The organism is Pseudomonas sp. B1-22 (assembly GCF_050474425.1).
In the GTDB taxonomy this organism is placed as follows: domain Bacteria; phylum Pseudomonadota; class Gammaproteobacteria; order Pseudomonadales; family Pseudomonadaceae; genus Pseudomonas.
In genome coordinates this window covers 214573-239422 of record NZ_JBCHVH010000002.1, presented here as the reverse complement: position 1 = coordinate 239422, position 24850 = coordinate 214573, and the positions used below count along the sequence as shown (strand labels likewise).

The following is a 24850-nucleotide window of genomic DNA, read 5'->3' as shown; positions in this document are numbered from 1 at the left end:
ATGGCCATGCAGGATCTACTTTCCCAGGACGAGATCGACGCGCTGTTGCACGGCGTCGACGACGGCCTCGTGGAAACCGAGTCCGACGTCGAGCCGGGGGCGATCAAGTCCTACGACCTGACCAGCCAGGACCGCATCGTCCGGGGCCGCATGCCGACCCTGGAGATGATCAACGAGCGTTTCGCCCGTTACACCCGCATCAGCATGTTCAACCTGCTGCGCCGCTCGGCGGATGTCGCCGTGGGCGGCGTGCAGGTGATGAAGTTCGGCGAGTACGTGCACTCGCTGTACGTACCCACCAGCCTCAACCTGGTGAAGATGAAGCCGCTGCGCGGCACCGCGCTGTTCATCCTCGACGCCAAGCTGGTGTTCAAGCTGGTGGACAACTTCTTCGGCGGCGATGGCCGTCACGCCAAGATCGAAGGCCGCGAGTTCACCCCCACCGAGCTGCGGGTGGTGCGCATGGTCATCGAGCAGGCCTTCGTCGACCTCGCCGAGGCCTGGCATGCGGTGATGCCGATCGCCTTCGAGTACGTGAACTCCGAGGTGAACCCGGCGATGGCCAACATCGTCAGCCCCAGCGAAGTGGTGGTGGTCTCCACCTTCCACATCGAGCTCGACGGTGGCGGTGGCGACCTGCACATCACCCTGCCGTATTCGATGATCGAGCCGATCCGCGAGATGCTCGATGCCGGCTTCCAATCCGACGTGGACGACCAGGACGAGCGCTGGATCAACGCCTTGCGCGAGGACATCCTCGACGTCCAGGTACCGGTCGGCGCCACCGTCGTGCGCCGCCAGCTCAAGCTGCGGGACATCCTGCACATGCAGCCGGGCGACGTGATCCCGGTGGAGCTGCCCGAACACATGATCATGCGCGCCAACGGCGTGCCTTCCTTCAAGGTCAAGCTGGGTTCGCACAAGGGCAACCTGGCCTTGCAGATTCTCGATCCGCTCGAGCGCCCGCGCTGAGCAAGAGGACCCACCATGGCAGACGAAGACAACGTAACTCCCGAAGAACAGGCCCTGGCCGATGAGTGGGCTGCCGCCCTCTCCGAGGCGGGCGACGCCAACCAGGACGACATCGACGCGCTGATGGCCCAGGGCGGCGCCACTCCGGTGGCACCGGCCGCGCCGCGCGCACCGATGGAAGAGTTCGGCATGGCGCCCAAGGCGCCGACCATCGCCGGCCTGGAAGGGCCGAATCTGGACGTGATCCTGGATATCCCGGTGACCATTTCCATGGAGGTCGGCAACACCGACATCAATATCCGCAACCTGCTGCAGCTCAACCAGGGCTCGGTGATCGAACTCGATCGCCTGGCCGGCGAGCCGCTGGACGTGCTGGTCAACGGCACCCTGATCGCCCACGGCGAAGTGGTGGTGGTGAACGAGAAGTTCGGCATCCGCCTCACCGACGTGATCAGCCCCAGCGAACGCATCAAGAAGCTGCGCTGACATGGCCCGCCTCTCCGCGATCCTCAGCGCCCTGCCGCTGGCGGGGCTGTCCGCGCTGGCGTTCGGCGAGGAAGGCACGGCGCCGGTGTCGACGCCGGCCATCGTCCACGCCAGCTCCGCGCCGAGCATGATCACCGGCAGTGCCGGCGGGCAGTTGCTGCAACTGCTGCTGGGCCTGGTGCTGGTGGTCGGCCTGATCTTCCTGCTCGCCTGGCTGGTGCGCCGCGTGCAGCAGGTCGGCCCGCGCAGCAACCAGGCGATCCGCCTGGTGTCCAGCCAGGCCCTCGGCCCGCGCGACCGTCTGGTGCTGGTGCAGGTGGGCGAGGAGCAGATCCTGCTCGGCCTGACTCCCGGCCGTATCACCCCGCTGCACGTCCTGCGCCAGCCGGTGCATGCCACCGAATCGGAACCGGCGCAGCCGGAATTCGCCCAGCGCCTGCTGGAGTTGCTGAACAAGGACAAGGGCCGCCCGCAGTGACCCGTTCACCGAACCTTTCCGCGCTGCCCGGCGCGCTCAAGCGCATTGCGCCGTGGCTGCTGGCTATGCTCGCGATTGCCGTGCCGCAGGCCTTCGCCGCCGATCCGACGCAGATCTCGGCGATCACCGTGACCACCAACGCGCAGGGTCAGCAGGAGTACTCGGTCAGCCTGCAGATCCTGCTGATCATGACCGCGCTGAGCTTCATCCCGGCGTTCGTCATGCTGATGACCAGCTTCACCCGGATCATCATCGTCTTCTCCATCCTGCGCCAGGCGCTGGGCCTGCAGAGCACGCCGTCGAACCAGGTGCTGATCGGCCTGGCGCTGTTCCTGACGCTGTTCGTCATGGCGCCGGTGTTCGACAAGATCAACGCCAACGCGCTGCAGCCCTACCTCAACGAGCAGATTCCGGCGCAGGAGGCGATCAGCCGCGCCGAGGTGCCGCTGAAAGCCTTCATGCTGGCGCAGACCCGGCAGTCGGACCTGGAGCTGTTCGTGCGGCTGTCCAAGCGCACCGATATCCAGAGCGCCGACGCCACGCCCCTGACCATCCTGGTCCCGGCGTTCGTCACCTCGGAGTTGAAGACGGCGTTCCAGATCGGCTTCATGATCTTCATCCCGTTCCTGATCATTGACCTGGTGGTCTCCAGCGTACTGATGGCGATGGGCATGATGATGCTGTCGCCGCTGATCATCTCGCTGCCGTTCAAGATCATGCTGTTCGTGCTGGTGGACGGCTGGGCGCTGATCATCGGCACGCTCGCCGGCAGTTTCGGGACCGTGTAGCGATGCCCGCCGCCCTTGTAGGAGCGAGCTTGCTCGCGAACCGCAGCAACACAAGAGCTTCGCGAGCAAGCTCGCTCCTACAGGCTGCCGAACACGAGGAGCAATCATGACCCCCGAAGTTGCCGTAGACCTGTTTCGCGAAGCGCTCTGGCTGACGGCGATGATCGTCGCCATCCTGATCCTGCCCAGCCTGCTGGTGGGCCTGGTGGTGGCGATGTTCCAGGCCGCCACGCAGATCAACGAGCAGACCCTGAGCTTCCTGCCGCGCCTGCTGGTGGTGCTGCTCACCCTGATCGTGCTGGGCCCCTGGCTGATACGGCAGCTGATGGAGTACACCCAGACGCTGATCAGCAGCATCCCGACGCTGATCGGCTGATGCTGGAGCTCACCAACGCGCAGATCGGCGGCTGGGTCGGGGCCTTCCTGTTCCCGCTGTTCCGCATCGCCGCGCTGCTGATGGTGATGCCGATCTTCGGCACCCAGCTGGTGCCGACCCGCGTGCGCCTCTACCTGGCCCTGGCGATCGCCGTGGTGCTGGTGCCCAACCTGCCGCCCATGCCGCAGGTGGACGCGCTGAGCGTGAAGGCCATGCTGCTGATCGGCGAGCAGATTCTCATCGGCGCCATGCTCGGCTTCACCCTGCAGCTGATGTTCCACGCCTTCGTCATCGCCGGGCAGATCATCTCCATGCAGATGGGCCTGGGCTTCGCCTCCATGGTCGACCCCACCAACGGCATCTCGGTGCCGGTGCTCGGGCAGTTCTTCACCCTGCTGGTGACCCTGCTGTTCCTGGCCATGAACGGCCATCTGGTGGTGTTCGAGGTGCTGGCTGAGAGCTTCGTCACCCTGCCGGTGGGTGAGGGGCTGTCGGGCAACCACCTGATCACCGTCGCCGGCAAGCTCGGCTGGGTGATCGGCGCTGGGCTGCTGCTGGCGCTGCCGGCGGTCACCGCGCTGCTGGTGGTCAACCTGGCGTTCGGCGCCATGACCCGCGCCGCGCCGCAACTGAACATCTTCTCCATCGGCTTCCCGCTGACCCTGATCATGGGCTTCATCATCGTCTGGATCGGCAGCGCCGACATTCTGTCGCAGTACCAGTCCCTCGCCAGCGAGGGCCTGCAGCTGCTCCGTGACCTGGTTCGAGCGAGGTAGCCGGCGATGGCTGAGAGCGAGAGCGGTCAGGACAAGACAGAGGAACCCACAGAGAAACGGCGCCGGGAGGCGCGCGAGAAAGGCCAGCTGCCGCGTTCGCGGGAGCTGAACACCCTCGCTGTGCTCGTCGCCGGCGCCGGCGGCCTGCTGATCTACGGCGCGGGCCTGGCGGATGCGCTGATGCGCCTGATGCGCGGCAGCTTCGAGCTGTCCCGCGAGACGGTGATGAACAGCGACAACATGCTCAGGCTGCTGGCCAGCGCCGCGCAGATCGCCGGCGAAGGCCTGTGGCCGATCCTTGCCCTGCTGCTGGCGGCGGCCCTGCTGGGGCCGATCGCGCTCGGCGGCTGGCTGTTCTCCAGCGAGGCGCTGGCGCCCAAGTTCAGCCGCCTGAACCCGCTGGAGGGGCTCAAGCGGATGTTCTCGGCCAAGTCGCTGCTGGAGCTGTTCAAGGCGCTGATCAAGTTCACCGTGGTGCTCGCCGTGGCGATCCTGGTGTTGCAGTCGGACAAGGACGACCTGCTGGCGATGGCCCACGAGCCCACCGAACAGGCCCTGGTGCACTGTGCCAAAGTCGTCGGCTGGAGCGCCTTCTGGCTGGCCTGCAGCCTGATGCTGATCGCCGCCGTGGACGTGCCCTACCAGCTCTGGGACAACCGCCAGAAGCTGATGATGACCAAGCAGGAAGTGCGCGACGAGTACAAGGACTCCGAGGGCAAGCCCGAGGTCAAGGCCAAGGTCCGCCAGATGCAGCGCGAGATGGCCAACCGGCGGATGATGCAGGCGGTGCCGGAGGCCGACGTGGTCATCACCAACCCGACGCACTTCGCCGTCGCCCTCAAGTACGACCCCGGCGCAACCGGCGCGCCCAAGCTGCTGGCCAAGGGCAACGACTTCATGGCGCTCAAAATCCGCGAGGTAGCCCAGGAGCACAAGGTCACGGTGCTGGAGTCGCCGGCGCTGGCGCGGGCGGTGTACTACTCCACCGAACTGGATCACGAGATTCCCGCCGGCCTTTACCTCGCCGTCGCCCAGGTACTGGCCTACGTCTACCAGCTCAAGCAGTTCCGCGCCGGCAAGGGCAAGCGCCCGGGCCCGATGCCGGACCTGCCGATTCCGCCGGATTTGCGGCGGGACGAGTGATGGTCTGCATCGGTCCGGCGAACTATTCTGCGGTTTCTGTTCGCACCCGGTCTGCCTAGCACCAGGTTTCCCATGGCCGGTTCGATTGCGTCGGTCTCACTGCCTTCAGGGATGGAAGGAATGAACAACTGGATTCGCCTCGCATTCTGCCTGCTCATGTCGTTGAGCGCTCCCGTGGTCCATGCCGAGGCGTTCGGTGACGAGCCAGTGGCCGAGTCGGTCGCTGCCGACGCCGCGCGGGCTCCCTCTGAGCAGATAGTGGCCGTGCCCATGCTGGAGCGCCCAGTTACCGACCTGACGGCGACCCTGGGTGCAGCCTGGGTCGCGGGCATGGAGCAACGCCTGCTCGCCCTGCAGCAGCGCAAGGGCTCGCAGATTGCCATCCTGATGCTGCCCAGTACCGGCGAGGAAAGCATCGAGCAATACGCCACGCGGGTGTTCGAGCAGTGGCGCCTGGGGCGTGCGGATGTCGATGACGGCGTGCTGGTTCTGGTGGCCAAGGACGACAGGGCGATGCGCATCGAGGTCGGCTACGGGCTCGAGGGTGCAATTCCCGACGTCACAGCCGGCCGCATCATTCGTGATGAGATGGTCCCGGCGTTTCGCCAGGGCGACTTCGCCGGTGGCATCGAAAACGCCGTGAATGTACTGGAGCGGCTGATCGACGGAGAAGCCTTGCCCGAGCAGGCGCAGGGCGGTGGCCTGACTCGTGAGGGCTGGTTGCTGCTGATCGCCATGCTCTGTGGTGCCGTGGCGGGCGTGGCGTTGCGCCGCAACCTGTTCGCCACCCGTAGGGTCGTCGGCGTGTCGGTGGGGCTGATGGTGCTGCTGTCGTTTGGTGCCGGCTTCAAGACTGCGCCGCTGTTCTTCATGGCCGTGTCCTTCAGCATGGTGCTGGGCGGGGCGCTCGGTGCCCTGGCGGCGGGGTCGCGCAAGTCTGCCTGTATCGTCGGCACCGTCGTTGGCTACATCGTCGCGCTGTCGGTGGCGGCCAGTCAGTACGGCGCCGAGGTGCTGCTCTACGGATTGGGTGGCCCCATCGCTCTGGGCCTTGGGCTGGCGTTGCTTTGCTTGCCGTTCATCCTCGCCCGCGCTGCCTGGAGGCGCAGCCGGCTGGAGTTCTTCGTTCGACTGGTGCTGGCCTCGGGCATCTGCGTGTTCCTCATGACGGTCACCTGCATCGTCGAACGTCTCGGCGAGTTTCCGGATTCGCTGGCGCTGCTGCCGATGATCTACTTCCCGCTGCTGCTCGCCTTCACTCGTGGTTGGGCGGCCAATTCGGGCTCCGGTTCCAGTGGTGGCGGCAGTTCGTCTTCCGGTGGCGGCGGCAGCTATTCCGGTGGCGGTGGCTCCAGCGGCGGGGGTGGCGCTTCCGGGAGCTGGTGAGGTAGGGCGTATAACGCTCCGCGTTATACGCCGGTTGGCCTTGGTTCCAAGGCGCTCCGGGTTCGACCTGGGCGTCGTCGGAAAACGTGGTGTATCGGCGTACAACCACGAACGGTTGTACGCCCTACGGGTCGCTCTGGAATGGGGGTTTCCGCCCTTTCGAAAAAGTTGGAACGCTTCCTGCTAAAGCTCCTGCAAACGCCCATCCGGGCGTCAAAAGTTTGATAGGGCGGGCGCAAGACCCGTCGCAGGGCAGGGGAGTCAAGGGTGGACCGCACGCAACTGATCAGCAACGTTCGCAGCAATCTGGCGGGCCTGGGCCGGGGCAATCTCGGCGTGCCGCTCCTGCTGCTGGCCATGCTGGGCATGATGACCCTGCCGATCCCGCCGTTCCTGCTGGACGTGCTGTTCACCTTCAACATCGCCCTGTCCATCGTGGTCCTGCTGGTCTGCGTGTACGCACTGCGTCCGCTGGACTTCGCGGTATTCCCGACCATCCTGCTGGTCGCCACCCTGCTGCGCCTGGCGCTGAACGTCGCCTCCACCCGCGTGGTGCTGCTCCACGGCCATGACGGCCACGCCGCCGCGGGCAAGGTGATCCAGGCCTTTGGCGAGGTGGTGATCGGCGGCAACTACGTGGTCGGTATCGTGGTCTTCGCGATCCTCATGATCATCAACTTCGTGGTGGTGACCAAGGGCGCCGGGCGTATCTCCGAAGTGAGCGCGCGCTTCACCCTCGACGCCATGCCCGGCAAGCAGATGGCCATCGACGCCGACCTCAACGCCGGCCTGATCGAGCAGGCGGAAGCCAAGAAGCGCCGCGCCGAGGTGGCCCAGGAAGCCGACTTCTACGGCTCCATGGACGGTGCCAGCAAGTTCGTCCGCGGCGACGCCGTGGCGGGCCTGCTGATCCTCTTCATCAACCTCATCGGTGGCGTCGCCATCGGCATGCTCCAGCACGCGATGAGCTTCGGCGATGCCGGCAAGGTCTACGCCCTGCTGACCATCGGTGACGGCCTGGTGGCGCAGCTGCCGTCGCTGCTGCTGTCCACCGCCGCGGCGATCATGGTGACCCGCGTCTCCAGCGCCGAGGACATGGGCCAGCAGGTCAACCGGCAGATGTTCGCCTCGCCCAAGGCGCTGGCCATCTCCGCCGCGATCCTGATCGCCATGGGGCTGGTGCCGGGCATGCCGCACATTTCCTTCGTCGGCCTGGGCGGTCTGGCCGCTGGCGGCGCGTATCTGATCTGGCAGCGCCAGCGCCAGGCGGCGCAGCAGGCCGAGCAGGAAACCCAGCGCCAGCAGGAGCTGCTGCCGGCCCAGCGCGCCCAGGAAACCAAGGAGCTGGGCTGGGACGACGTGACCCCGGTGGACATGGTCGGCCTGGAAGTCGGCTACCGCCTGATCCCGCTGGTGGACCGCAACCAGGGCGGCCAGCTGCTGGCGCGGATCAAGGGCGTACGCAAGAAGCTGTCCCAGGACCTGGGCTTCCTGATGCCCTCGGTGCACATCCGCGACAACCTCGACCTGCTGCCCAACGCCTATCGTTTGACGCTGATGGGCGTGAGCGTGGCGGAAGCCGAGATCTACCCGGACCGCGAACTGGCGATCAACCCCGGCCAGGTGTTCGGCACCCTCAACGGCATCGCCGGCAAGGACCCGGCCTTCGGGCTGGAGGCGGTGTGGATCGAGCCGTCCCAGCGCGACCAGGCGCAGTCCCTGGGCTACACCGTGGTGGACGCCAGCACCGTGGTCGCCACCCACCTCAACCAGGTCCTGCACAAGCACGCCCACGAGCTGCTCGGCCACGAGGAAGTCCAGCAACTGATGCAACTGCTGGCCAAGACCTCGCCGAAACTGGCGGAAGAACTGGTGCCGGGGATGATTTCCCTGTCGACCCTGCTCAAGGTCCTGCAGGCGCTGCTGCAGGAGCAGGTTCCGGTGCGCGACATCCGCACCATTGCCGAGGCCATCGCCAACGTTGCCGCCAAGAGTCAAGATCCCGCCGCCATGGTCGCGGCGGTTCGCGTCGCGCTGTCCCGTGCAATCGTGCAAACCATTGTGGGACTAGAGCCGGAGCTGCCTGTGATCACCCTGGAGCCCAGGTTGGAACAGATATTGCTCAATAGTCTTCAGAAGGCCGGACAGGGCTCCGAAGACGGCATGTTGCTGGAGCCCGGAATGGCAGAGAAGCTGCAACGCTCGATGGTCGAGGCGGCGCAGCGCCAGGAAATGCTTGGCAAGCCGGCGATCCTGCTGGTGGCCGGCCCGGTCCGCGCGATGATGTCCCGGTTCGCGCGGATGGCGGTCCCCACCATGCACGTGCTGGCTTACCAGGAAATCCCGGATAACAAGCAAGTAACGATCGTTGCCACCGTTGGGCAGAATTGATTGAGGTCCCAGGCCATGCAGGTAAAACGCTTCTTCGCCGCTGATATGCGTCAGGCCATGAAACTGGTGCGTGACGAGCTAGGCCCGGATGCCGCGATCATCGGCAATCGCCGTGTCGCCGGTGGCGTCGAACTGACCGCGGCGCTGGATTACCAGGCCCCGGCGGCAGCCAGCAAGCCGAACCCGGCGCTGGAAGCCGAGCTGCGCAAGACCCAGGCGCGCATCGCCCAGGCCAAGGCCGAGCTGAGCGAGCCGACCCGCATGAGCGAGGCCGTGCGCAAGGACCGTCAAATGTACGACGCGCAGCCGCCGCGCCGCAGCGCCGCCGAGACCCTTGCCGAAGCCATGGCCGCACCGGTCGCCCCGGCGGCTGCCAACGTCGGCCAGCAGGCGCTTGAAGCCATGCGCTTCGAGCTCAACGGCCTGCGTGAACTGATCGAAGTGCAACTGGGCTCCATCGCCTGGAACCAGCTGCAGAGCCAGCGTCCGAAGCAGGCCAACCTGTGGCGTCGCCTGCAGCGCATGGGCCTGCCGGCGGACCTGTCGCGCAGCCTGCTGGAAAAGGTCGCCTCCATCGCCGAGCCGAAACAGGCCTGGCGCATGCTGCTGGCGCACCTGGCGCGCTCCATCAACACGCCGGAAACCGATCTGCTGGAAGAGGGCGGGGTGGTTGCGCTGGTCGGTCCGGCCGGCATGGGCAAGACCACCACCCTGGCCAAGCTCGCCGCCCGCTACGTACTGAAGTACGGCGCGCAGAGCATCGCCCTGGTGTCCATGGACAGCTTCCGCATCGGCGCCCAGGAGCAGATCAAGACCCTCGGCCGCATCCTCAACGTGCCGGTGACCCTGGTCGATCCCGGCCAGTCGCTGATCCAGGCCATGGCCCCGCTGGCGCGCAAACGCCTGGTGCTGATCGATACCGCCGGCCTGCCGGCCAACGATCCGGCGCTGCGCATGCAGCTCGAAGCCCTGGCCGCGCAGAGCCTGAACGTGAAGAACTACCTGGTGCTGGCCGCGACCAGCCAGAGCCAGGTGCTCAAGGCCGCCTGGCAGAACTATCGTTCCTGTGGACTGGCCGGATGCATCCTGACCAAACTGGACGAAGCCGGCAGCCTCGGCGAGGCGCTCGCTCTGGCAATTGGCCAGCGTCTCCCGGTAGCCTATCTGGCGGACGGTCCGAAGATTCCGGATGATCTGCAGATTGCGCGCAGCCACCAGCTGGTCAGCCGCGCGGTGAGCCTGCAGGCACCGGAAGAGCCGAGCGAGGAGGCCATGGCCGACATGTTCGCCGGCCTGTACCAGCAGCCGGTGCGTCGCGCCAGCTGAACGAATTGAACGGCCCCATGGTGGGGTGACGGGCGGCCAGGTGGGTCGCCCGGCAAGGCGGATGCTCTGGGAGACGATCCGCGAACGCCGGAAGCGGTAGAGCACCGCAGCCGGCAAGGCCGCAGCGCCAGGGGGCGCGGCGGCTGATTGACGAGACAAGGTATTGATATGGGCATGCATCCTGTACAGGTAATCGCAGTCACCGGTGGCAAGGGTGGTGTTGGCAAGACCAACGTGTCGGTGAACCTGTCGCTGGCGCTGGCCGACCTCGGCCGCCGCGTCATGCTGCTGGACGCCGACCTGGGCCTGGCCAACGTCGACGTGCTGCTGGGCCTGACGCCCAAGCGCACGCTGGCCGATGTGATCGAAGGCGAGTGCGACCTGCGCGACGTGATCCTCCAGGGGCCCGGCGGCGTGCGCATCGTCCCGGCGGCTTCCGGCACGCAGAGCATGGTGCACCTCACGCCGATGCAGCACGCCGGCCTGATCCAGGCCTTCAGTGACATCAGCGACAACATCGACGTACTGGTGGTGGACACCGCCGCCGGCATCGGCGACTCGGTGGTGAGCTTCGTTCGCGCCGCCCAGGAAGTGCTGCTGGTCGTTTGTGATGAACCTACTTCCATCACCGACGCCTACGCTTTGATCAAGCTGCTCAACCGCGACTACGGCATGACCCGCTTCCGTGTGCTGGCGAACATGGCCCACAGCCCCCAGGAGGGCCGCAACCTGTTCGCCAAGCTGACCAAGGTCACCGACCGCTTCCTCGATGTGGCGCTGCAGTACGTCGGCGCCATTCCGTACGATGAGTCGGTTCGCAAGGCGGTGCAGAAGCAGCGTTCGGTGTATGAGGCGTTCCCGCGCAGCAAGGCTTCCCTGGCCTTCCGCGCGATAGCGCAGAAAGTCGACAGCTGGCCGCTGCCGGCCAACCCGCGTGGGCACCTGGAGTTCTTCGTCGAGCGCCTGGTGCAGCATCCGACCACGGGTTCGGCCGTATGATGACGGCCTCCGGAGCGCGTATGTACAGCAAGGCGCAGGCGCAGAACTCCCAGGACCAACTGATCCAGCGGTACGCGCCGCTGGTCAAGCGTATCGCCTATCACCTGCTGGGCCGTCTGCCGGCCAGCGTGCAGGTGGAGGACCTGATGCAGGCCGGCATGATCGGCCTGCTGGAAGCGGCGAAGAAATACGACGCCGGCAAGGGCGCGAGCTTCGAGACCTATGCCGGCATCCGCATCCGTGGCGCCATGCTCGACGAAGTGCGCAAGGGCGACTGGGCCCCGCGTTCGGTGCACCGCAATTCCCGCATGGTCAGTGACGCCATCCGCGCCGTCGAGGCCAGAACCGGTCGTGACGCTAAAGATCAGGAAGTTGCTGCCGAACTCAATATGAGCCTCGAAGAGTATTACGGCATCCTGAGCGACACCCAGGGCAGCCGCCTGTACAGCTTCGACGATCTGCTGCAGGACGGCGAGCAGGGCAGCGGCCTGGCCGAAGACGCTTCGCACCAGGGCAGCGAGCCCTCCCACGGCCTGGAAGACGAACGCTTCCAGGCGGCGCTGGCCGATGCCATTACCAAGCTGCCCGAGCGCGAGCGGCTGGTGCTGGCCCTGTACTACGACGAGGAGCTCAACCTCAAGGAGATCGGCGAAGTGCTGGGCGTCAGCGAGTCCCGGGTCAGTCAGCTGCACAGCCAGTGCGCCGCGCGCCTGCGGGCGCGTCTGGCGGAGTGGCGCGCGCACTGAGGTTCGGGTAGTTTCGCGTCGGCTTTTTCGTAGGCTTCAGATTTAGATTTCAGAATTCTTTCGGGCGACGTCCCTTTGACGCCGCCCACACGGGATGAGCGCACGCCGCTCAATGAATTGACGGCACGCCCGCCAGGACGTGCCTGGTATCGATGGAGGTCGGTTTGGACAAGAATATGAAAATTCTCATCGTGGACGACTTCTCCACGATGAGGCGCATCATCAAGAACCTCCTGCGTGACCTGGGGTTCACCAACACCGCAGAGGCCGACGACGGCACCACTGCGCTGCCGATGCTGCACAGCGGCAACTTCGACTTCCTCGTCACCGACTGGAACATGCCCGGCATGACCGGCATCGACCTGTTGCGCGCTGTGCGTGCCGACGAGCGCCTGAAGCACCTGCCGGTGCTGATGGTCACCGCCGAGGCCAAGCGCGACCAGATCATCGAAGCGGCCCAGGCCGGGGTCAACGGCTATGTGGTCAAGCCTTTCACCGCTCAGGTGCTGAAAGAAAAGATCGAGAAGATTTTCGAGCGGGTCGGCAGCTGAGGCTGACAGAGAGGGCGTCATGGATCTCAACGAATCCGCGGGTGACTTCGAGTCGACCCTGAAAAAACACGCGCGCGAATTGGTCGACTGCCTCGAACGCGGCGAAGTCCAGACCGCCGTGCAGCTGATCTCCGAGCTCAACCAGGCGCGCGATCGCGGGCTTTACCAGGAAGTCGGCAAGCTCACCCGCGAGCTGCACAATGCCATCGTCAACTTCCAGATCGACCCCAACTCCCGCCACGCCGAGGAGATGTCGCAGATCGCCGACGCCACCGATCGTCTCTCCTACGTGGTGAAGATGACCGAGAAGGCGGCCAACCGCACCATGGACCTGGTGGAAGAGTGCACCCCGGTGGTCATGCACATCGAGACCCAGGCCAAGGAACTGCAGGAAGACTGGGCGCGCTTCATGCGCCGCGAGCTGGGCCCGGAGGCCTTCCGCGAGCTGGCCAAGCGCGTCGAGCAATTCCTCTACATCAGCGCCCAGGACAGCCGCAAGCTTTCCGCGCACCTCAACGACATTCTTCTGGCGCAGGACTTCCAGGACCTCACCGGTCAGGTGATCAAGCGCGTCACCAAGCTGGTCACCGAGGTCGAGTCGAACCTGGTCAAGCTGGTCTGGATGGCCGGCCAGGTGGACCGCTACGCGGGCATCGAGCATGACTACCAGGGCATGAGCGAGGCCGTCGAAAAAGAAAGATCGTCCAAGGGTGAAGGTCCGCAAATCGCTGCCGATACAAGAAAGGACGTCGTATCCGGTCAGGACGATGTCGACGACCTGTTGTCCAGCCTTGGTTTTTAAGCGTCCGCTGACGCTGTAGAGGGAGCACCGAATGAGCTTCGACGCCGATGACGAGATCCTCCAGGACTTTCTGGTGGAGGCCGGCGAGATCCTCGAGCAGCTGTCCGAGCAACTGGTCGAGCTGGAAAGCCGACCCGATGACATGGACCTGCTCAATGCGATTTTCCGTGGGTTCCACACCGTCAAGGGTGGCGCGGGCTTCCTCCAGCTGAACGCGTTGGTGGAGTGCTGCCACATCGCCGAGAACGTGTTCGACATCCTGCGCAAGGGCGAACGCCGTGTGGACGCCGAGCTCATGGACGTGGTCCTGCAGGCGCTGGATACCGTCAACGTGATGTTCCAGCAGGTGCGCGATGCCGAAGAGCCGACTCCGGCGACTCCCGAGCTGCTGGCCGCGCTGTCGCGCCTGGCCGAGCCGGGTGGCAGCGAGCCGGCCGAAGCACCGCAAGCCGTCGAGCCTGAGCCGGTTGCGGAAGCTCCCGCCGCCTACGGCGACATCACCGATGCCGAGTTCGAGCAACTGATGGATGCTCTCGAACCGACCGCCGACGCACCGGCTGCACCGATTGGCGCGGGTGGCGACGACATCACCGATGACGAATTCGAGGCGCTGCTCGACCAGCTGCACGGCAAGGGCCAGTTCGGTGGGGCCCAGTCGCCCGCCAGCGCCGCGCCTGCCGCGAGCGAAGCCGCGCCGGCCGCCAGCTCGGGTGACGACATCACCGACGACGAGTTCGAAGCGCTGCTCGACCAGCTGCATGGCAAGGGCCAGTTCACCGGTGCGAAGGATGAGCCGGTGGCCGCCGCCCCTGTGGAAAAAATCGAGAAAGCCGCCGAGGCACCCGCTGCCGGTGGCGACGACAACATCACCGACGACGAATTCGAGAAGCTGCTCGACGAGCTGCACGGCAAGGGCCAGTTCACCGGCGCGAAGGAAGAGCCGGTCGCCGCCGCCAAGCCCGTTGCCAAACCGGCCGCCGCGCCGCAGCCGGCCAAGGCTGCCGCGGCACCCGCTGCGGCCAAGGCGGTCGCCAAGCCCGCCGAGGCTCCGCGTGCCGCCGCCGCCGAGAAGCCGGCGAACGAGGCGGAAACCACGGTGCGCGTGGACACCGCGCGCCTCGACGAAATCATGAACATGGTTGGCGAACTGGTGCTGGTGCGTAACCGCCTGGTGCGCCTGGGCGCCAACAGCGGCGACGAGGCGATGGCCAAGGCCGTGTCGAACCTCGACGTGGTCACCGCCGACCTGCAGTCGGCGGTGATGAAGACCCGCATGCAGCCGATCAAGAAAGTCTTCGGCCGCTTCCCGCGGCAGGTCCGCGACCTGGCGCGCAACCTGAAGAAAGAGATCAACCTGGAGCTGATCGGCGAAGAGACCGACCTGGACAAGAACCTGGTCGAGGCCCTGGCCGACCCGCTGGTACACCTGGTGCGCAACGCGGTGGACCATGGCATCGAAGGTCCGGACGAGCGCGAAGCCGCCGGCAAGGCGCGTTCCGGCCGGGTGGTGCTGTCCGCCGAGCAGGAAGGCGACCACATCCTGCTGTCGATCTCCGACGACGGCAAGGGCATGGACCCGGATGTGCTGCGCGCCAAGGCGGTGGAGAAGGGCCTGCTGGACAAGGACGCCGCCGACCGCCTCTCCGAGTCCGAGTGCTACAACCTGATCTTCGCCCCGGGCTTCTCGACCAAGACCGAGATTTCCGACGTCTCCGGCCGCGGTGTCGGCATGGACGTGGTGAAGACCAAGATTTCCCAGCTCAACGGCATCATCAACATCTACTCGACCAAGGGCCAGGGTTCGAAGATCGTCATCAAGGTCCCGCTGACCCTGGCGATCATGCCGACCCTGATGGTGATGCTGGGCAACCAGGCCTTCGCCTTCCCGCTGGTGAACGTCAACGAGATCTTCCACCTCGACCTGTCGAACACCAATGTGGTCGATGGTCAGGAAGTGGTGATCGTCCGCGACAAGGCCCTGCCGCTGTTCTACCTCAAGCGCTGGCTGGTGCCGGGCGCCGAGTACGAAGAGCAGGGCGAGGGCCATGTGGTGATCCTCTCCGTGGGCACCCAGCGCATCGGCTTCGTGGTCGACCAGCTGGTGGGCCAGGAAGAGGTGGTCATCAAGCCGCTGGGCAAGATGCTGCAGGGCACGCCGGGCATGGCCGGGGCGACCATCACCGGTGACGGGCGCATCGCCCTGATCCTCGATGTGCCGAGCATGCTCAAGCGCTACGCGCGGCGTATCTGATTCTTGCGCGCACGGGGACGCCCGCGCGCGCGGCAAGGCTTTATTCAGGAGTGTCTATGGCTGTCAAAGTCCTGGTGGTGGACGATTCGGGATTCTTCCGCCGCCGTGTCTCGGAGATTCTCTCCGCCGATCCGCAGATCCAGGTGGTCGGCACGGCCACCAATGGCCGCGAGGCGATCGACCAGGTGCTGGCGCTCAAGCCCGACGTGGTCACCATGGACTACGAGATGCCGCTGATGGACGGCATCACTGCCGTGCGGACCATCATGCAGCGTTGTCCGACGCCGGTACTGATGTTCTCCTCGCTGACCCATGAGGGCGCGCGGGTGACCCTGGACGCGCTGGATGCCGGCGCCGTCGATTACCTGCCGAAGAATTTCGAGGACATCTCGCGCAACCCGGACAAGGTCCGCCAGCTGCTGTGCGAGAAGGTCCACACCATCGCCAGGAGCAACCGTCGCTTCGCCGCCTACGCCTCGTACTCCACCGGCGCGCCGGCTCCCGCGCCAGCCGCCGCCGGCGGTGTCCCGCGCCATGCGGTGCCGGCTTCCGCTGGCAGCCATGCGCCCGCAGCGCCGGCACCGGCGACCTCCGCGCCCCCAAAGCGTAAGCCCTACCGGCTGGTGGCCATCGGTACTTCCACCGGTGGGCCGGTGGCGCTGCAGCGGGTCCTGACCCAGCTGCCTGCCAATTTCCCCGCGCCGCTGGTGCTGATCCAGCACATGCCGGCGGCGTTCACCAAGGCGTTCGCCGAGCGCCTGGACAAGCTGTGCAAGATCACCGTCAAGGAAGCCGAGGACGGCGACCTGCTGCGTCCCGGCGTGGCCCTGCTGGCCCCCGGCGGCAAGCAGATGATGGTCGATGCCCGCGGCGCCGTGCGCATCCTGCCCGGCGATGAACGGCTGAACTATAAGCCCTGCGTCGACGTGACCTTCGGTTCCGCATCCAAGGCCTATGGCGACAAGGTGCTGGCGGTGGTCCTCACCGGCATGGGCGCCGACGGTCGCGAAGGCGCGCGCATGCTCAAGCAGGGCGGCAGCCAGGTGTGGGCGCAGGATGAAGCCAGCTGCGTGATCTACGGCATGCCCATGGCGATTGCCAAGGCGGGCCTGGCCGATGCGGTGTACAGCCTGGACGACATCGGCCGTCACCTCACCGAGGCCTGCGGCTGATGGATGTGCTCAGCATTGTCGGCCTGGTCCTCGCGCTGGTTGCCATCATCGGAGGCAACTTCCTCGAGGGCGGGCACGTCGGTGCGTTGGCCAACGGCCCGGCCGCGCTGATCGTGATGGGCGGCACCCTGGCCGCCGCGCTGCTGCAGACCCCGGTGGCCGTGCTCAAGCGCTCGCTGCAGATGCTGCGCTGGATCATCCTGCCGCCCCGGGTGGACCTGGTCGGCGGCATCGGCCATGTGGTCGGCTGGAGCATGACCGCGCGCAAGGAGGGCCTGCTGGGCCTGGAGACCGTCGCCGACGCCGAACAGGATCCATACGCGCGTAAAGGCCTGCAACTGCTGGTGGACGGCGCCGAGCCGGAAGCCATCCGCAGCATCCTCGAAGTCGACCTGTACAACCAGGAAACCCGCGACCTGGCGGCGGCCAAGGTATTCGAAGCCATGGGCGGCTACTCACCGACCATCGGCATCATCGGCGCGGTGATGGGCCTGATCCACGTGATGGGCAATCTCGCCGACCCGAGCCAGCTGGGCAGCGGCATCGCCGTGGCCTTCGTCGCCACCATCTATGGCGTGGGCCTGGCCAACCTGTTGCTGCTGCCGGTGGGCAACAAGCTGAAAAGCATCGTGCACCGCCAGTCCTGCTACCGCGAGATGCTGATGGAGGGCCTGCTGTCCATCGCCGAGGGCGAGAATCCGCGCTCCATCGAACTGAAGCTGCAAGGCTTCGTCGGCTGAGGGAGCACACACAGATGGCTCGCCGCAGACGTCACGAGGAACACGAGAATCACGAACGCTGGCTGGTGTCCTACGCGGACTTCATCACCCTGCTGTTCGCCTTCTTCGTGGTGATGTACTCGATCTCCTCGATCAACCAGGGCAAGTACAAGATCCTTTCGGAAACCCTGACCGGCGTGTTCAACCAGCCGGACCGCGCGGTCCGCCCGATCCCCATCGGCGAGGAGCGGCCACGCACCCAGCAGCCGGACCAGTCGCTGAACGAACCCATGGACGAGGGGCAGGCCGAGGGCAACCCGGATACCCTGCAGCAGATCGCCAGCAGCATGCGCGAGGCATTCGGCGAACTGATCAAGAGCGACCAGGTGAGCGTGCGCGGCAACGAGTTCTGGATCGAGATCACTCTCAATTCCAGCCTGCTGTTCCCCAGCGGCGATGCGATCCCCAACGACACCGCGTTCACCATCGTCGAGAAGGTCGCCAGGATTCTGGCGCCTTACCGCAACCCGGTGCATGTCGAAGGCTTTACCGACAACGTGCCGATCCACAACAGCCAGTACCCGACCAACTGGGAACTGTCGGCCGCCCGCGCCGCGAGCATCGTGCGCATGCTCGCCCAGGACGGCCTGGATGCAGGCCGGTTGGCGGCGGTGGGCTATGGTGAATTCCAGCCGGTGGCGGACAATGCGACGGCGGAAGGCCGCGCCCGCAACCGCCGGGTGGTGCTGGTGATTTCCCGCAACCTCGAAGTACGCCGCGCCGTCAGCGGCGTGGGCAGCGGCAAGGCGCAGCCGGACCCGGCGTTGCGACATGCTGGCACGCAACCTGCACCAGTGGTTGCCAGCGAGGCGCCCGGCAGTGGCGCCGTCAAATCTTCGACATCGGCGGCAGGGGAGTGAAAATCATGGCGACCCTGAACCGATCCTGTGCCAGCGGGGAGTCAGCACTATGAAAGTCTGGGCGGTAGCCAACCAGAAAGGTGGCGTCGGCAAGACCACATCCTCCATCGCGTTGGCGGGCCTGTTGGCCGACGCCGGCAAGCGCGTGCTGATCGTCGACCTCGACCCGCACGGCTCGATGACCAGTTACTTCGGCCACGATCCGGACACCCTGGAGCACAGCGTGTTCGACCTGTTCCTGCACCAGGGCAACGTGCCCGAGGGGCTGCCGGAGTCGCTGCTGCTGCCGACCAGCCACGAGAACGTGCGCCTGCTGCCGTCGAGCACCGCGCTGGCCACCCTGGAGCGCCAGTCGCCGGGGCAGAACGGCCTGGGCCTGGTGATCGCCAAGAGCCTGGCGCAGCTGTGGAACCAGTTCGACCACGCGATCATCGACAGCCCGCCGCTGCTCGGCGTGCTGATGGTCAACGCGATGGCGGCCAGCCAGCACCTGGTGATCCCCGTGCAGACCGAGTTCCTCGCCCTGAAGGGCCTGGAGCGCATGGTCAACACCCTGAAGATGGTCAACCGCTCGCGCAAGCAGGCGTTGCCCTTCACCATCGTGCCGACCCTGTTCGACCGCCGCACCCAGGCGTCGCTCGGCGCGCTGCGGGTGCTGCGCGACACCTATCCCGACACGCTCTGGCAGGCTTTCGTGCCGGTGGACACCAAGCTGCGCGACGCCAGCCGCCACGGCCTGGTGCCGTCGCGCAACGACGCCAACAGCCGGGGCGTGATCGCCTACCGCGCGCTGCTCAAGCATCTGCTGGGGCAGGTGCCGGCGGCGCAGCAGGTGGCCTGAGTATGGTCAGCAAGAATTTCCGACGAGAGTGTTCAAGTCTCGCCACCCGGCGGCCGATAGGCTGGAAAGTCCCTTTGCGCGGTCATCAACCATGAGTCGTTCCGCTACCGCCACGCGTCCCCAGCTTGCGCTGCAGTCCTACCTGGATGCGCTGCTGCAGGATGCTTTCGAAGAGTTCGCAGACGCACCCGCGCCTGCGCCCGCACCCGAAGCGCCGGCGCCGGTTGCCCTGGCCAGCGTCGAACCGGTGGAGGCGGTCGTCGTCGAGCCGCAGCCGAGCCTGGTGGAGCCGCAGCGCGACAGCGTCAGCCTGGATGAATTCGAGGCCGCGGTATTCGAGGAGCAGGTGCGCGATGCCCGCCTGAACCTTGTCCGCGAGCCCGTGGCACGGACAGTCGAGCCCGAGCCCATGGCGCCGGAGCCCGAGGTACCGCCGCAGAGCGCGCAGGTCATCGAGCTGCGCCAGCCCGGCAGCGCCGAATTGCCGGCCGCGCCCCTGGCGCTGCTGGACGACGGCCGCCCGCTGTGGGCCGCCGAGCCGTTCGAGTGCCTGCTGTTCGACGTCGCCGGGCTGACCCTGGCGGTGCCGCTGGTCTGCCTGGGCTCGATCTATCCGCTGGCGGGCCACGACCTGACTCCGTTGTTCGGCCAGCCGGACTGGTTCCTCGGTATCCTGCCGGGCCAGACCGGCAACCTGAAGGTGCTGGACACCGCGCGCTGGGTGATGCCCGAGCGCTACCGCGACGACTATCGCGAAGGCTTGCAGTACGTGATTTCCGTGCAGGGCTACGAGTGGGGGCTGGCGGTACACCAGGTCAGCCGCTCGATCCGCCTGGACCCGTCCGAGGTGAAGTGGCGCACTCAGCGCCAGCAGCGCCCGTGGCTGGCCGGCACGGTGATCGAACAGATGTGCGCGCTGCTGGACGTCTCGGCCCTGGCCGAGCTGATCGCCAGCGGCGCAACGCGGCGCCCTCAGCACTGAGTGCGCGCTGATCCATTTAACGAGAGCCACCATGCCGCCAGCGGCATGGTTCGACGAAGAGGCGAGGGGATATGAAGAAAACGTCAGCGCAGGGTGCCGAAGATCCGATTCTGCAGTGGGTCACCTTCCGCCTGGACAACGAGACCTACGGCATCAACGTGATGCAGGTCCAGGAAGTGCTGCGCTACACCGAGATCGCGCCGGTGCCCGGTGCCCCGAGCTACGTGCTGGGGATCATCAACCTGCGCGGCAACGTGGTCACCGTGATCGACACCCGCCAGCGCTTCGGTCTGGACCCGGCGCCGGTCTCGGACAACACCCGCATCGTCATCATCGAGGCGGACAAGCAGGTGGTGGGCATCCTGGTCGACAGCGTCGCCGAGGTGGTCTACCTGCGCCAGTCCGAAATCGAGACCGCGCCGAACGTCGGTAACGAGGAATCGGCCAAGTTCATCCAGGGCGTCTGCAACAAGAACGGCGAACTGCTGATCCTGGTCGAACTGGACAAGATGATGACCGAGGAAGAGTGGTCGGAGCTGGAGAGCATCTGAGGTGCAGTTGATCGCACTGGCGTTTCTGGCCGTGGCCTGTATCGGCCTTGCGGTGGCCTGTGTCTGGCTGGCCGGGCGTCAGCGCGTCCAGCAGGCGCAGGCGGCGGCGCAGGCCGCGCAGGTCGAGGCGCTCGAACAGCGCCTGAAAGAGCTGGGCAAGCGTATCGAGTCGTACCAGCTGATCAATGTCCGCATGGGCGAGGAGCTGCGCGACCTGGGCAAGCAGCTCGCGCCGCTGCCCGAGCGCGTGACGCGCATGGAGCAGCGCGACCCTGCCAGCCTGTCGTACAGCCAGGCGGCGCGCCTGGTCGGCATGGGCGCTTCGGCCGCCGACCTGACCCAGAGCTGCGGGCTGTCCCAGGCCGAGGCCGAACTGGTGGCGCGCCTGCACCAGGGCAAGGAGCGCGAGTAGCGGTACGACGTCCGCGAGCGCGCCTGCGACTCGCCCGGACATCCCGCTCGACAACGGCGCAAGGCCGGTGCAACGTGAGCGTCCTTTGTCCGCGCCGATACCGATGAATCCTGCATTCCGCCGTGTCCACGGCGACATGGTCAGTGCGGCCTGCGCTTGTCGTTGACTGTCCAGGGGATGGCACTGAGCCCCATGCACCGCCCGCACCTCGATTCGCGTCTTCCCGGCATCCTCTGCCTGCTGGTCACCGCCACGGGCTGGGCCATCAACTGGCCCGCCATGAAACTGCTGCTGCAGGTCTGGCCGCCGCTGTTCTCCCGGGGCCTGGCGGGGGTGATCGCCGCCGCCATACTGGTCGCCATCGCGGCGCTGCAGGGGCAACGGCTGATCCCTGAGCGCCAGGTGCTGCCCCGGCTCGCTGCCGCCGCCTTTACCAACGTCTTCGCCTGGATGGGCTTCTCCACGCTGGCCATGAAATGGATCAACGTCAGCGAAGGCGTGCTGCTGGTCTATTCGATGCCGATCTGGGTCACGCTGCTGGCCTGGCCGCTGCGCGGCCTGCGCCCTACGGCGAGCGGCTTTGCCGCGCTGCTGCTGGGGCTGGTCGGCGTCACGGTGCTGCTGAGTGCCCACGGTCTCTCCATCGCCCCGGGGCAGGCCCTTGGCGTCGGCTTCGCGCTGGCCGCCGCCGTGCTGTTCGCCCTGGGCACGGTGCTCAATGGCGGCCCCTTCCCGCTGGCGCCGATCGTCTCGACGGCCTGGCAGGTCGGGCTGGGTTGCCTGCCGATGCTGGTGTTCGGCATCGCCTTCGAGCACCCGCGGCTGGATGCCCTGGGCCCCTCGTCGCTCGCCTGCATGGTCTACATGACGCTGGTGCCCATGGGCGTCTGCTATCTGACCTGGTTCGCGGCCCTGCAGCGCCTGCCGGCGTCCGTCGCGGCAACCGGCATGTTGCTGGTGCCGCTGCTGGGCGTACTGTCCGCCGCCGTCATGCTGGGCGACGCCATTGGTACGCGGGAAATCCTCGCGATGGTCCTGACCTTGAGCGGCGTGGCCCTGGTATTGAAACGCCGCTGAGGATCGGCAGTCCGCTCGTTGTAGTCCATTTGCTACGTGCGTTTCGGACTTGTCTGATAAGAAAGCCTTCAGAACGCCGTTAGATTGGCCCCGTCGAAACTTCCGAGAGGGCCAACGATATGGCCGCCATTTCGCGACGGGCCATGGTGCTGTGTTCGCATCCGGGCCGCTTGCTGGACTACAGCGCACTGCTCAACCGCCTGGAGTTCTATCACCTGAGCCTGTGTCAGGACCTGGACGAGGTGCGCAAGGCGCTGTCCAGCCAGCAGCGCTACAGCCTGTTCATCCTTGACGATTTCGCGCCCGGTCCCGGCGAGCTGATGAGTCTGAAAACCCTCAGCCAGAGCAACGCCTTCCGCCAGTTCGTGCTGGCGGGGAACTACAGCGACCGGGAGAAGACCGGGTTGTACCAGTGGGCGTGGAAAAATCGCGTGCCGCTGCTGCAGGTGCTGGACAAGCCGCTGTCGCTGGCGCAACTGCGGGAGGTCGCCAATAGCCTGGTGGCCTACCACGGCGAGGACGAAAAGCCGATTCGCGCGTCGGTAAGCGAAATCCGCGACTATCAGGTATCCGGCGAGCCGCTGCGCTGTTCGGGGAGCTCCTGAGCGACGTCAATCGGTCGCTGTGCCGGGACCGTCGAGCAATAGCGGGGTTTCATCCGTGGGCGGGGCGCCGTTCAGCGGGCTCTTGCCCTTCAGGTACCAGGCGAAGGCAATGATCTCGGCGATAGTGCGATAGAGCGCCTCGGGAATCGCCTCGCCCAGCTCCAGTCGCGCCAGCAGGCGCACCAGGTCGGCGTTCTCGTAGATCGGCACTTCATGATGGCGGGCAATGGCGAGGATGGTTTCGGCCAGCTCGTCGTCACCCTTGGCAGTGAGGGTCGGTGCCGTCTGCCCGTCGTAGTTGAGGGCGATGACCTGGCGCGGGGCCTTCTTCGGCTTGCTCATGCGGTTTCATCCACCCAGCGCTGTTCCACGGCGGTGCGCTTGCCCTGGGGCGGCTTGCCCTGGCTGCAGGACAGCTCGCCAACGGTGAGCCCGGCGTCGTTCAGGCGCTGGCGCAGGGTACCCAGTTCGCGGTCGATCAGGTTGGCGGTGCTGGCCCGCTCGGCCCACAGCTGGCTGGCGATGCTGCCGTGGGCGAGGGTGGCCTGGACCTGCAGCGGGCCCAGGGGGGCGAGGTCGAAGGCCAGCTCCACGCGCCAGAGTGTGTCGCGCTGCTGTTCGCGTTCGCTGGCCTGCCGCTCTTCCTGCTGGATACGCACCTGCAGTGGGACCAGTTGCTGCTGTTGGCGCAGGGGGATTTCCATCTGCCAGGTGTTGAGCACGGTGCCGTCGGGCAGCACTTCGTTCTGCGACAGGCTGGACAGCTGGTGGGTCTGCAGGCGCGCCACGGCGGCGGCGGCGAGCTTGAGCAGGGATTCCAGGTCGCCGTCTTCTTCCAGTTGGTGCGCCAGGCGGCTGGGCAGCGGAAAGCCGATTGCCGGCGCGGTGCGTCCGCCAGTCTGGCCGAGCACGCCGAGGGCGTTGCGCACGAAGGCCGGCAGCGTTTGCGCCAGGTTGCTGGCGCCGGCCAGGGCATTGCCCGGCAGGTTGCCCAGCACCGAGGCGGCGGTGCCGTTCTGTGCCGGCAGCAACTGGGCGATCAGGCGCAGCAGATTGGCTTTGAGGTCCTGCGGCAGGCCTTCGGCGCCGCGCAGCAGCTGGGCTTCGAGGAACACGCCGCTCTGCTGGATGGCCTGGGCCACGCCCTTGGCGCTGCCGAGCTGGTGGACGTCGGGGAGAGCAGTGAGCAATTTATCCACAGCCTGGCGCAGCTCGGGGCTGAGCGCCTGGCCGCGCCCGGCGCCTTGCAGGGCGTGGAACAAGCCTTCCAGCGAGCCTTGCCGGGTCTGCTGGCTGGTCAGTTGCTGGCTGAGGTCGAGCTGGTCGAGGCGGCTGGTCAGCGGCAGGAACTGCAGGGCCTGCTGGTCCTGCACCCGCGCGCTGAGCAGGCTGCCCAGCGGCAGCGGATGCAGCGATTCGAGGCTGAGCTGGCGCCCCGCCAGTGGCGTGTTCAGCAGGCTGACCAGCACCTTGTAGATGACCTGCTCGGCCTTGCCCTGGGCGATCAGCTGGCTGGCTTCGACCTTGCCCTGCAGCAGGGTGCCCACCGGCAGCAGGTCGAGGTCCAGGCTTTCCAGAGGGGGCTGGCCGATCAGTGCCTGATTGGTCGTGGCCTGGTTCAGCAAGGTGGCGGCGAGGTTGGTCTGCGACAGCGCCGAGAGTTGCAGTGTGCTGCCCTGGGGCAGGGCCTGCGGGCTTTCTGCGCTGACCAGGGTCTGCTGCCCGCTGGCCAGCGTCAGGCGCAGCAGGAGCTGGAAGCTGACCTGGGTATCGCGTACCGCGACCACTTCGGCCTGGGCCTTTTCACCCGGCGGCAGCAGGTCGCCCAGGCTCTGCGCGAGCTTGAGGGTCAGCTCCGCAGCGCTCGCGGCGTTGCGTGAGGGGGGCGTGGGTGGGAGCGGGCGGGAGGCGCCAATTTCGCTCGGCATCGGGGACCTGGCTGGGCATGCGGGACGGGGTGACGCCCAGTGTATCGGCGCGTGCAGCGGGCACTTTAGACCGTCCGGCGGCGCCGGGTGCGCTGTTTTGACGTTACACCCTGTCGAAAAACCTGACGTCGGGCGTAGGAACGCCTGTGTATAATGCGCCGCCCGAGGCCGC

The 24850-nt window shown here is 66.5% G+C and carries 26 protein-coding genes; 24 read left to right on the top strand and 2 right to left on the bottom strand.

Annotation, left to right across the window (positions count from 1 at the left end):
• The 24 genes from fliM (at window position 1) to ACQ5BL_RS07880 (ending at window position 22750) form a co-directional block, all read left to right on the top strand.
• Window positions 1-972 carry a flagellar motor switch protein FliM gene (fliM, locus tag ACQ5BL_RS07995; protein WP_207888083.1) on the top strand — a complete coding sequence of 324 codons (972 nt, stop codon included), beginning with the start codon at window positions 1-3 and terminating at the stop codon, window positions 970-972.
• A gap of 15 nt (window positions 973-987) precedes the next feature.
• On the top strand, window positions 988-1458 hold the full coding sequence (gene fliN / locus ACQ5BL_RS07990) for a flagellar motor switch protein FliN (protein ID WP_207888082.1): 471 nt from the start codon (window positions 988-990) through the stop codon (window positions 1456-1458).
• Window position 1459: 1 nt separating this feature from the next.
• Window positions 1460-1936, top strand: a complete 477-nt coding sequence (fliO, locus tag ACQ5BL_RS07985; protein WP_243809042.1) for a flagellar biosynthetic protein FliO — start codon at window positions 1460-1462, stop codon at window positions 1934-1936.
• A gap of 65 nt (window positions 1937-2001) precedes the next feature.
• Complete coding sequence (gene fliP, locus ACQ5BL_RS07980) at window positions 2002-2724, top strand: flagellar type III secretion system pore protein FliP (protein ID WP_243809090.1); 723 nt, start codon at window positions 2002-2004, stop codon at window positions 2722-2724.
• Between the two features lie 106 nt (window positions 2725-2830).
• On the top strand, window positions 2831-3100 hold the full coding sequence (fliQ, locus tag ACQ5BL_RS07975; RefSeq protein ID WP_152222009.1) for a flagellar biosynthesis protein FliQ: 270 nt from the start codon (window positions 2831-2833) through the stop codon (window positions 3098-3100).
• Window positions 3100-3876: a flagellar biosynthetic protein FliR gene (fliR, locus tag ACQ5BL_RS07970; RefSeq protein ID WP_207888079.1), complete on the top strand. Its 777-nt coding sequence runs from the start codon at window positions 3100-3102 to the stop codon at window positions 3874-3876. Before fliQ ends, fliR begins: the two co-directional genes overlap by 1 nt.
• A 6-nt stretch (window positions 3877-3882) precedes the next feature.
• On the top strand, window positions 3883-5019 hold the full coding sequence (flhB, locus tag ACQ5BL_RS07965; RefSeq protein WP_243809043.1) for a flagellar biosynthesis protein FlhB: 1137 nt from the start codon (window positions 3883-3885) through the stop codon (window positions 5017-5019).
• A 120-nt stretch (window positions 5020-5139) separates the two neighbouring features.
• Window positions 5140-6405 (top strand): TPM domain-containing protein, encoded by a 1266-nt coding sequence (locus ACQ5BL_RS07960; RefSeq protein ID WP_430293072.1) that lies wholly within the window; start codon window positions 5140-5142, stop codon window positions 6403-6405.
• A 267-nt stretch (window positions 6406-6672) separates the two neighbouring features.
• A complete protein-coding gene (flhA, locus tag ACQ5BL_RS07955; protein ID WP_243809046.1) occupies window positions 6673-8796 on the top strand; it encodes a flagellar biosynthesis protein FlhA in 2124 nt (707 codons plus the stop codon).
• A gap of 15 nt (window positions 8797-8811) precedes the next feature.
• A complete protein-coding gene (gene flhF, locus ACQ5BL_RS07950; protein WP_243809047.1) occupies window positions 8812-10122 on the top strand; it encodes a flagellar biosynthesis protein FlhF in 1311 nt (436 codons plus the stop codon).
• Between the two features lie 168 nt (window positions 10123-10290).
• On the top strand, window positions 10291-11121 hold the full coding sequence (fleN, locus tag ACQ5BL_RS07945; RefSeq protein ID WP_015476555.1) for a flagellar synthesis regulator FleN: 831 nt from the start codon (window positions 10291-10293) through the stop codon (window positions 11119-11121).
• Window positions 11118-11867: an RNA polymerase sigma factor FliA gene (gene fliA, locus ACQ5BL_RS07940; protein ID WP_243809048.1), complete on the top strand. Its 750-nt coding sequence runs from the start codon at window positions 11118-11120 to the stop codon at window positions 11865-11867. The genes fleN and fliA overlap by 4 nt, the downstream gene beginning before the upstream one ends.
• A 176-nt stretch (window positions 11868-12043) precedes the next feature.
• Complete coding sequence (locus ACQ5BL_RS07935; protein WP_085988857.1) at window positions 12044-12418, top strand: chemotaxis response regulator CheY; 375 nt, start codon at window positions 12044-12046, stop codon at window positions 12416-12418.
• A gap of 19 nt (window positions 12419-12437) precedes the next feature.
• Window positions 12438-13220: a protein phosphatase CheZ gene (locus tag ACQ5BL_RS07930; protein WP_243809049.1), complete on the top strand. Its 783-nt coding sequence runs from the start codon at window positions 12438-12440 to the stop codon at window positions 13218-13220.
• Window positions 13221-13251: 31 nt separating this feature from the next.
• Window positions 13252-15471: a chemotaxis protein CheA gene (locus ACQ5BL_RS07925; protein ID WP_243809050.1), complete on the top strand. Its 2220-nt coding sequence runs from the start codon at window positions 13252-13254 to the stop codon at window positions 15469-15471.
• Between the two features lie 56 nt (window positions 15472-15527).
• Window positions 15528-16643, top strand: coding sequence for a protein-glutamate methylesterase/protein-glutamine glutaminase (locus tag ACQ5BL_RS07920; protein ID WP_243809051.1), 1116 nt, complete (start codon window positions 15528-15530; stop codon window positions 16641-16643).
• Window positions 16643-17383, top strand: a complete 741-nt coding sequence (locus tag ACQ5BL_RS07915; RefSeq protein ID WP_207888069.1) for a flagellar motor protein — start codon at window positions 16643-16645, stop codon at window positions 17381-17383. Before ACQ5BL_RS07920 ends, ACQ5BL_RS07915 begins: the two co-directional genes overlap by 1 nt.
• Window positions 17384-17397: 14 nt before the next feature.
• The gene (gene motD, locus ACQ5BL_RS07910; RefSeq protein ID WP_243809052.1) at window positions 17398-18282 is read left to right on the top strand and encodes a flagellar motor protein MotD; all 885 of its coding nucleotides are present in this window, start codon (window positions 17398-17400) and stop codon (window positions 18280-18282) included.
• 49 nt (window positions 18283-18331) lie between these two features.
• Complete coding sequence (locus ACQ5BL_RS07905) at window positions 18332-19123, top strand: ParA family protein (RefSeq protein WP_207888067.1); 792 nt, start codon at window positions 18332-18334, stop codon at window positions 19121-19123.
• Between the two features lie 91 nt (window positions 19124-19214).
• Window positions 19215-20105: a CheW domain-containing protein gene (locus ACQ5BL_RS07900; RefSeq protein WP_243809053.1), complete on the top strand. Its 891-nt coding sequence runs from the start codon at window positions 19215-19217 to the stop codon at window positions 20103-20105.
• A 71-nt stretch (window positions 20106-20176) separates the two neighbouring features.
• Complete coding sequence (locus tag ACQ5BL_RS07895) at window positions 20177-20656, top strand: chemotaxis protein CheW (protein ID WP_015476565.1); 480 nt, start codon at window positions 20177-20179, stop codon at window positions 20654-20656.
• Between the two features lies 1 nt (window position 20657).
• Window positions 20658-21068 (top strand): DUF2802 domain-containing protein, encoded by a 411-nt coding sequence (locus tag ACQ5BL_RS07890; RefSeq protein WP_243809054.1) that lies wholly within the window; start codon window positions 20658-20660, stop codon window positions 21066-21068.
• A gap of 192 nt (window positions 21069-21260) precedes the next feature.
• Window positions 21261-22145, top strand: coding sequence for a DMT family transporter (locus ACQ5BL_RS07885; RefSeq protein ID WP_243809055.1), 885 nt, complete (start codon window positions 21261-21263; stop codon window positions 22143-22145).
• A 119-nt stretch (window positions 22146-22264) separates the two neighbouring features.
• A complete protein-coding gene (locus tag ACQ5BL_RS07880) occupies window positions 22265-22750 on the top strand; it encodes a hypothetical protein (RefSeq protein WP_243434863.1) in 486 nt (161 codons plus the stop codon).
• A 6-nt stretch (window positions 22751-22756) separates the two neighbouring features.
• Here ACQ5BL_RS07880 and ACQ5BL_RS07875 read toward each other — a convergent pair whose 3' ends face one another.
• Both ACQ5BL_RS07875 and ACQ5BL_RS07870 read right to left on the bottom strand, forming a co-directional pair.
• On the bottom strand, window positions 22757-23092 hold the full coding sequence (locus tag ACQ5BL_RS07875; protein ID WP_243809056.1) for an EscU/YscU/HrcU family type III secretion system export apparatus switch protein: 336 nt from the start codon (window positions 23090-23092) through the stop codon (window positions 22757-22759).
• Window positions 23089-24678 (bottom strand): flagellar hook-length control protein FliK, encoded by a 1590-nt coding sequence (locus ACQ5BL_RS07870; protein WP_243809057.1) that lies wholly within the window; start codon window positions 24676-24678, stop codon window positions 23089-23091. Before ACQ5BL_RS07870 ends, ACQ5BL_RS07875 begins: the two co-directional genes overlap by 4 nt.
• Between the last annotated feature and the right edge of the window lie 172 nt (window positions 24679-24850).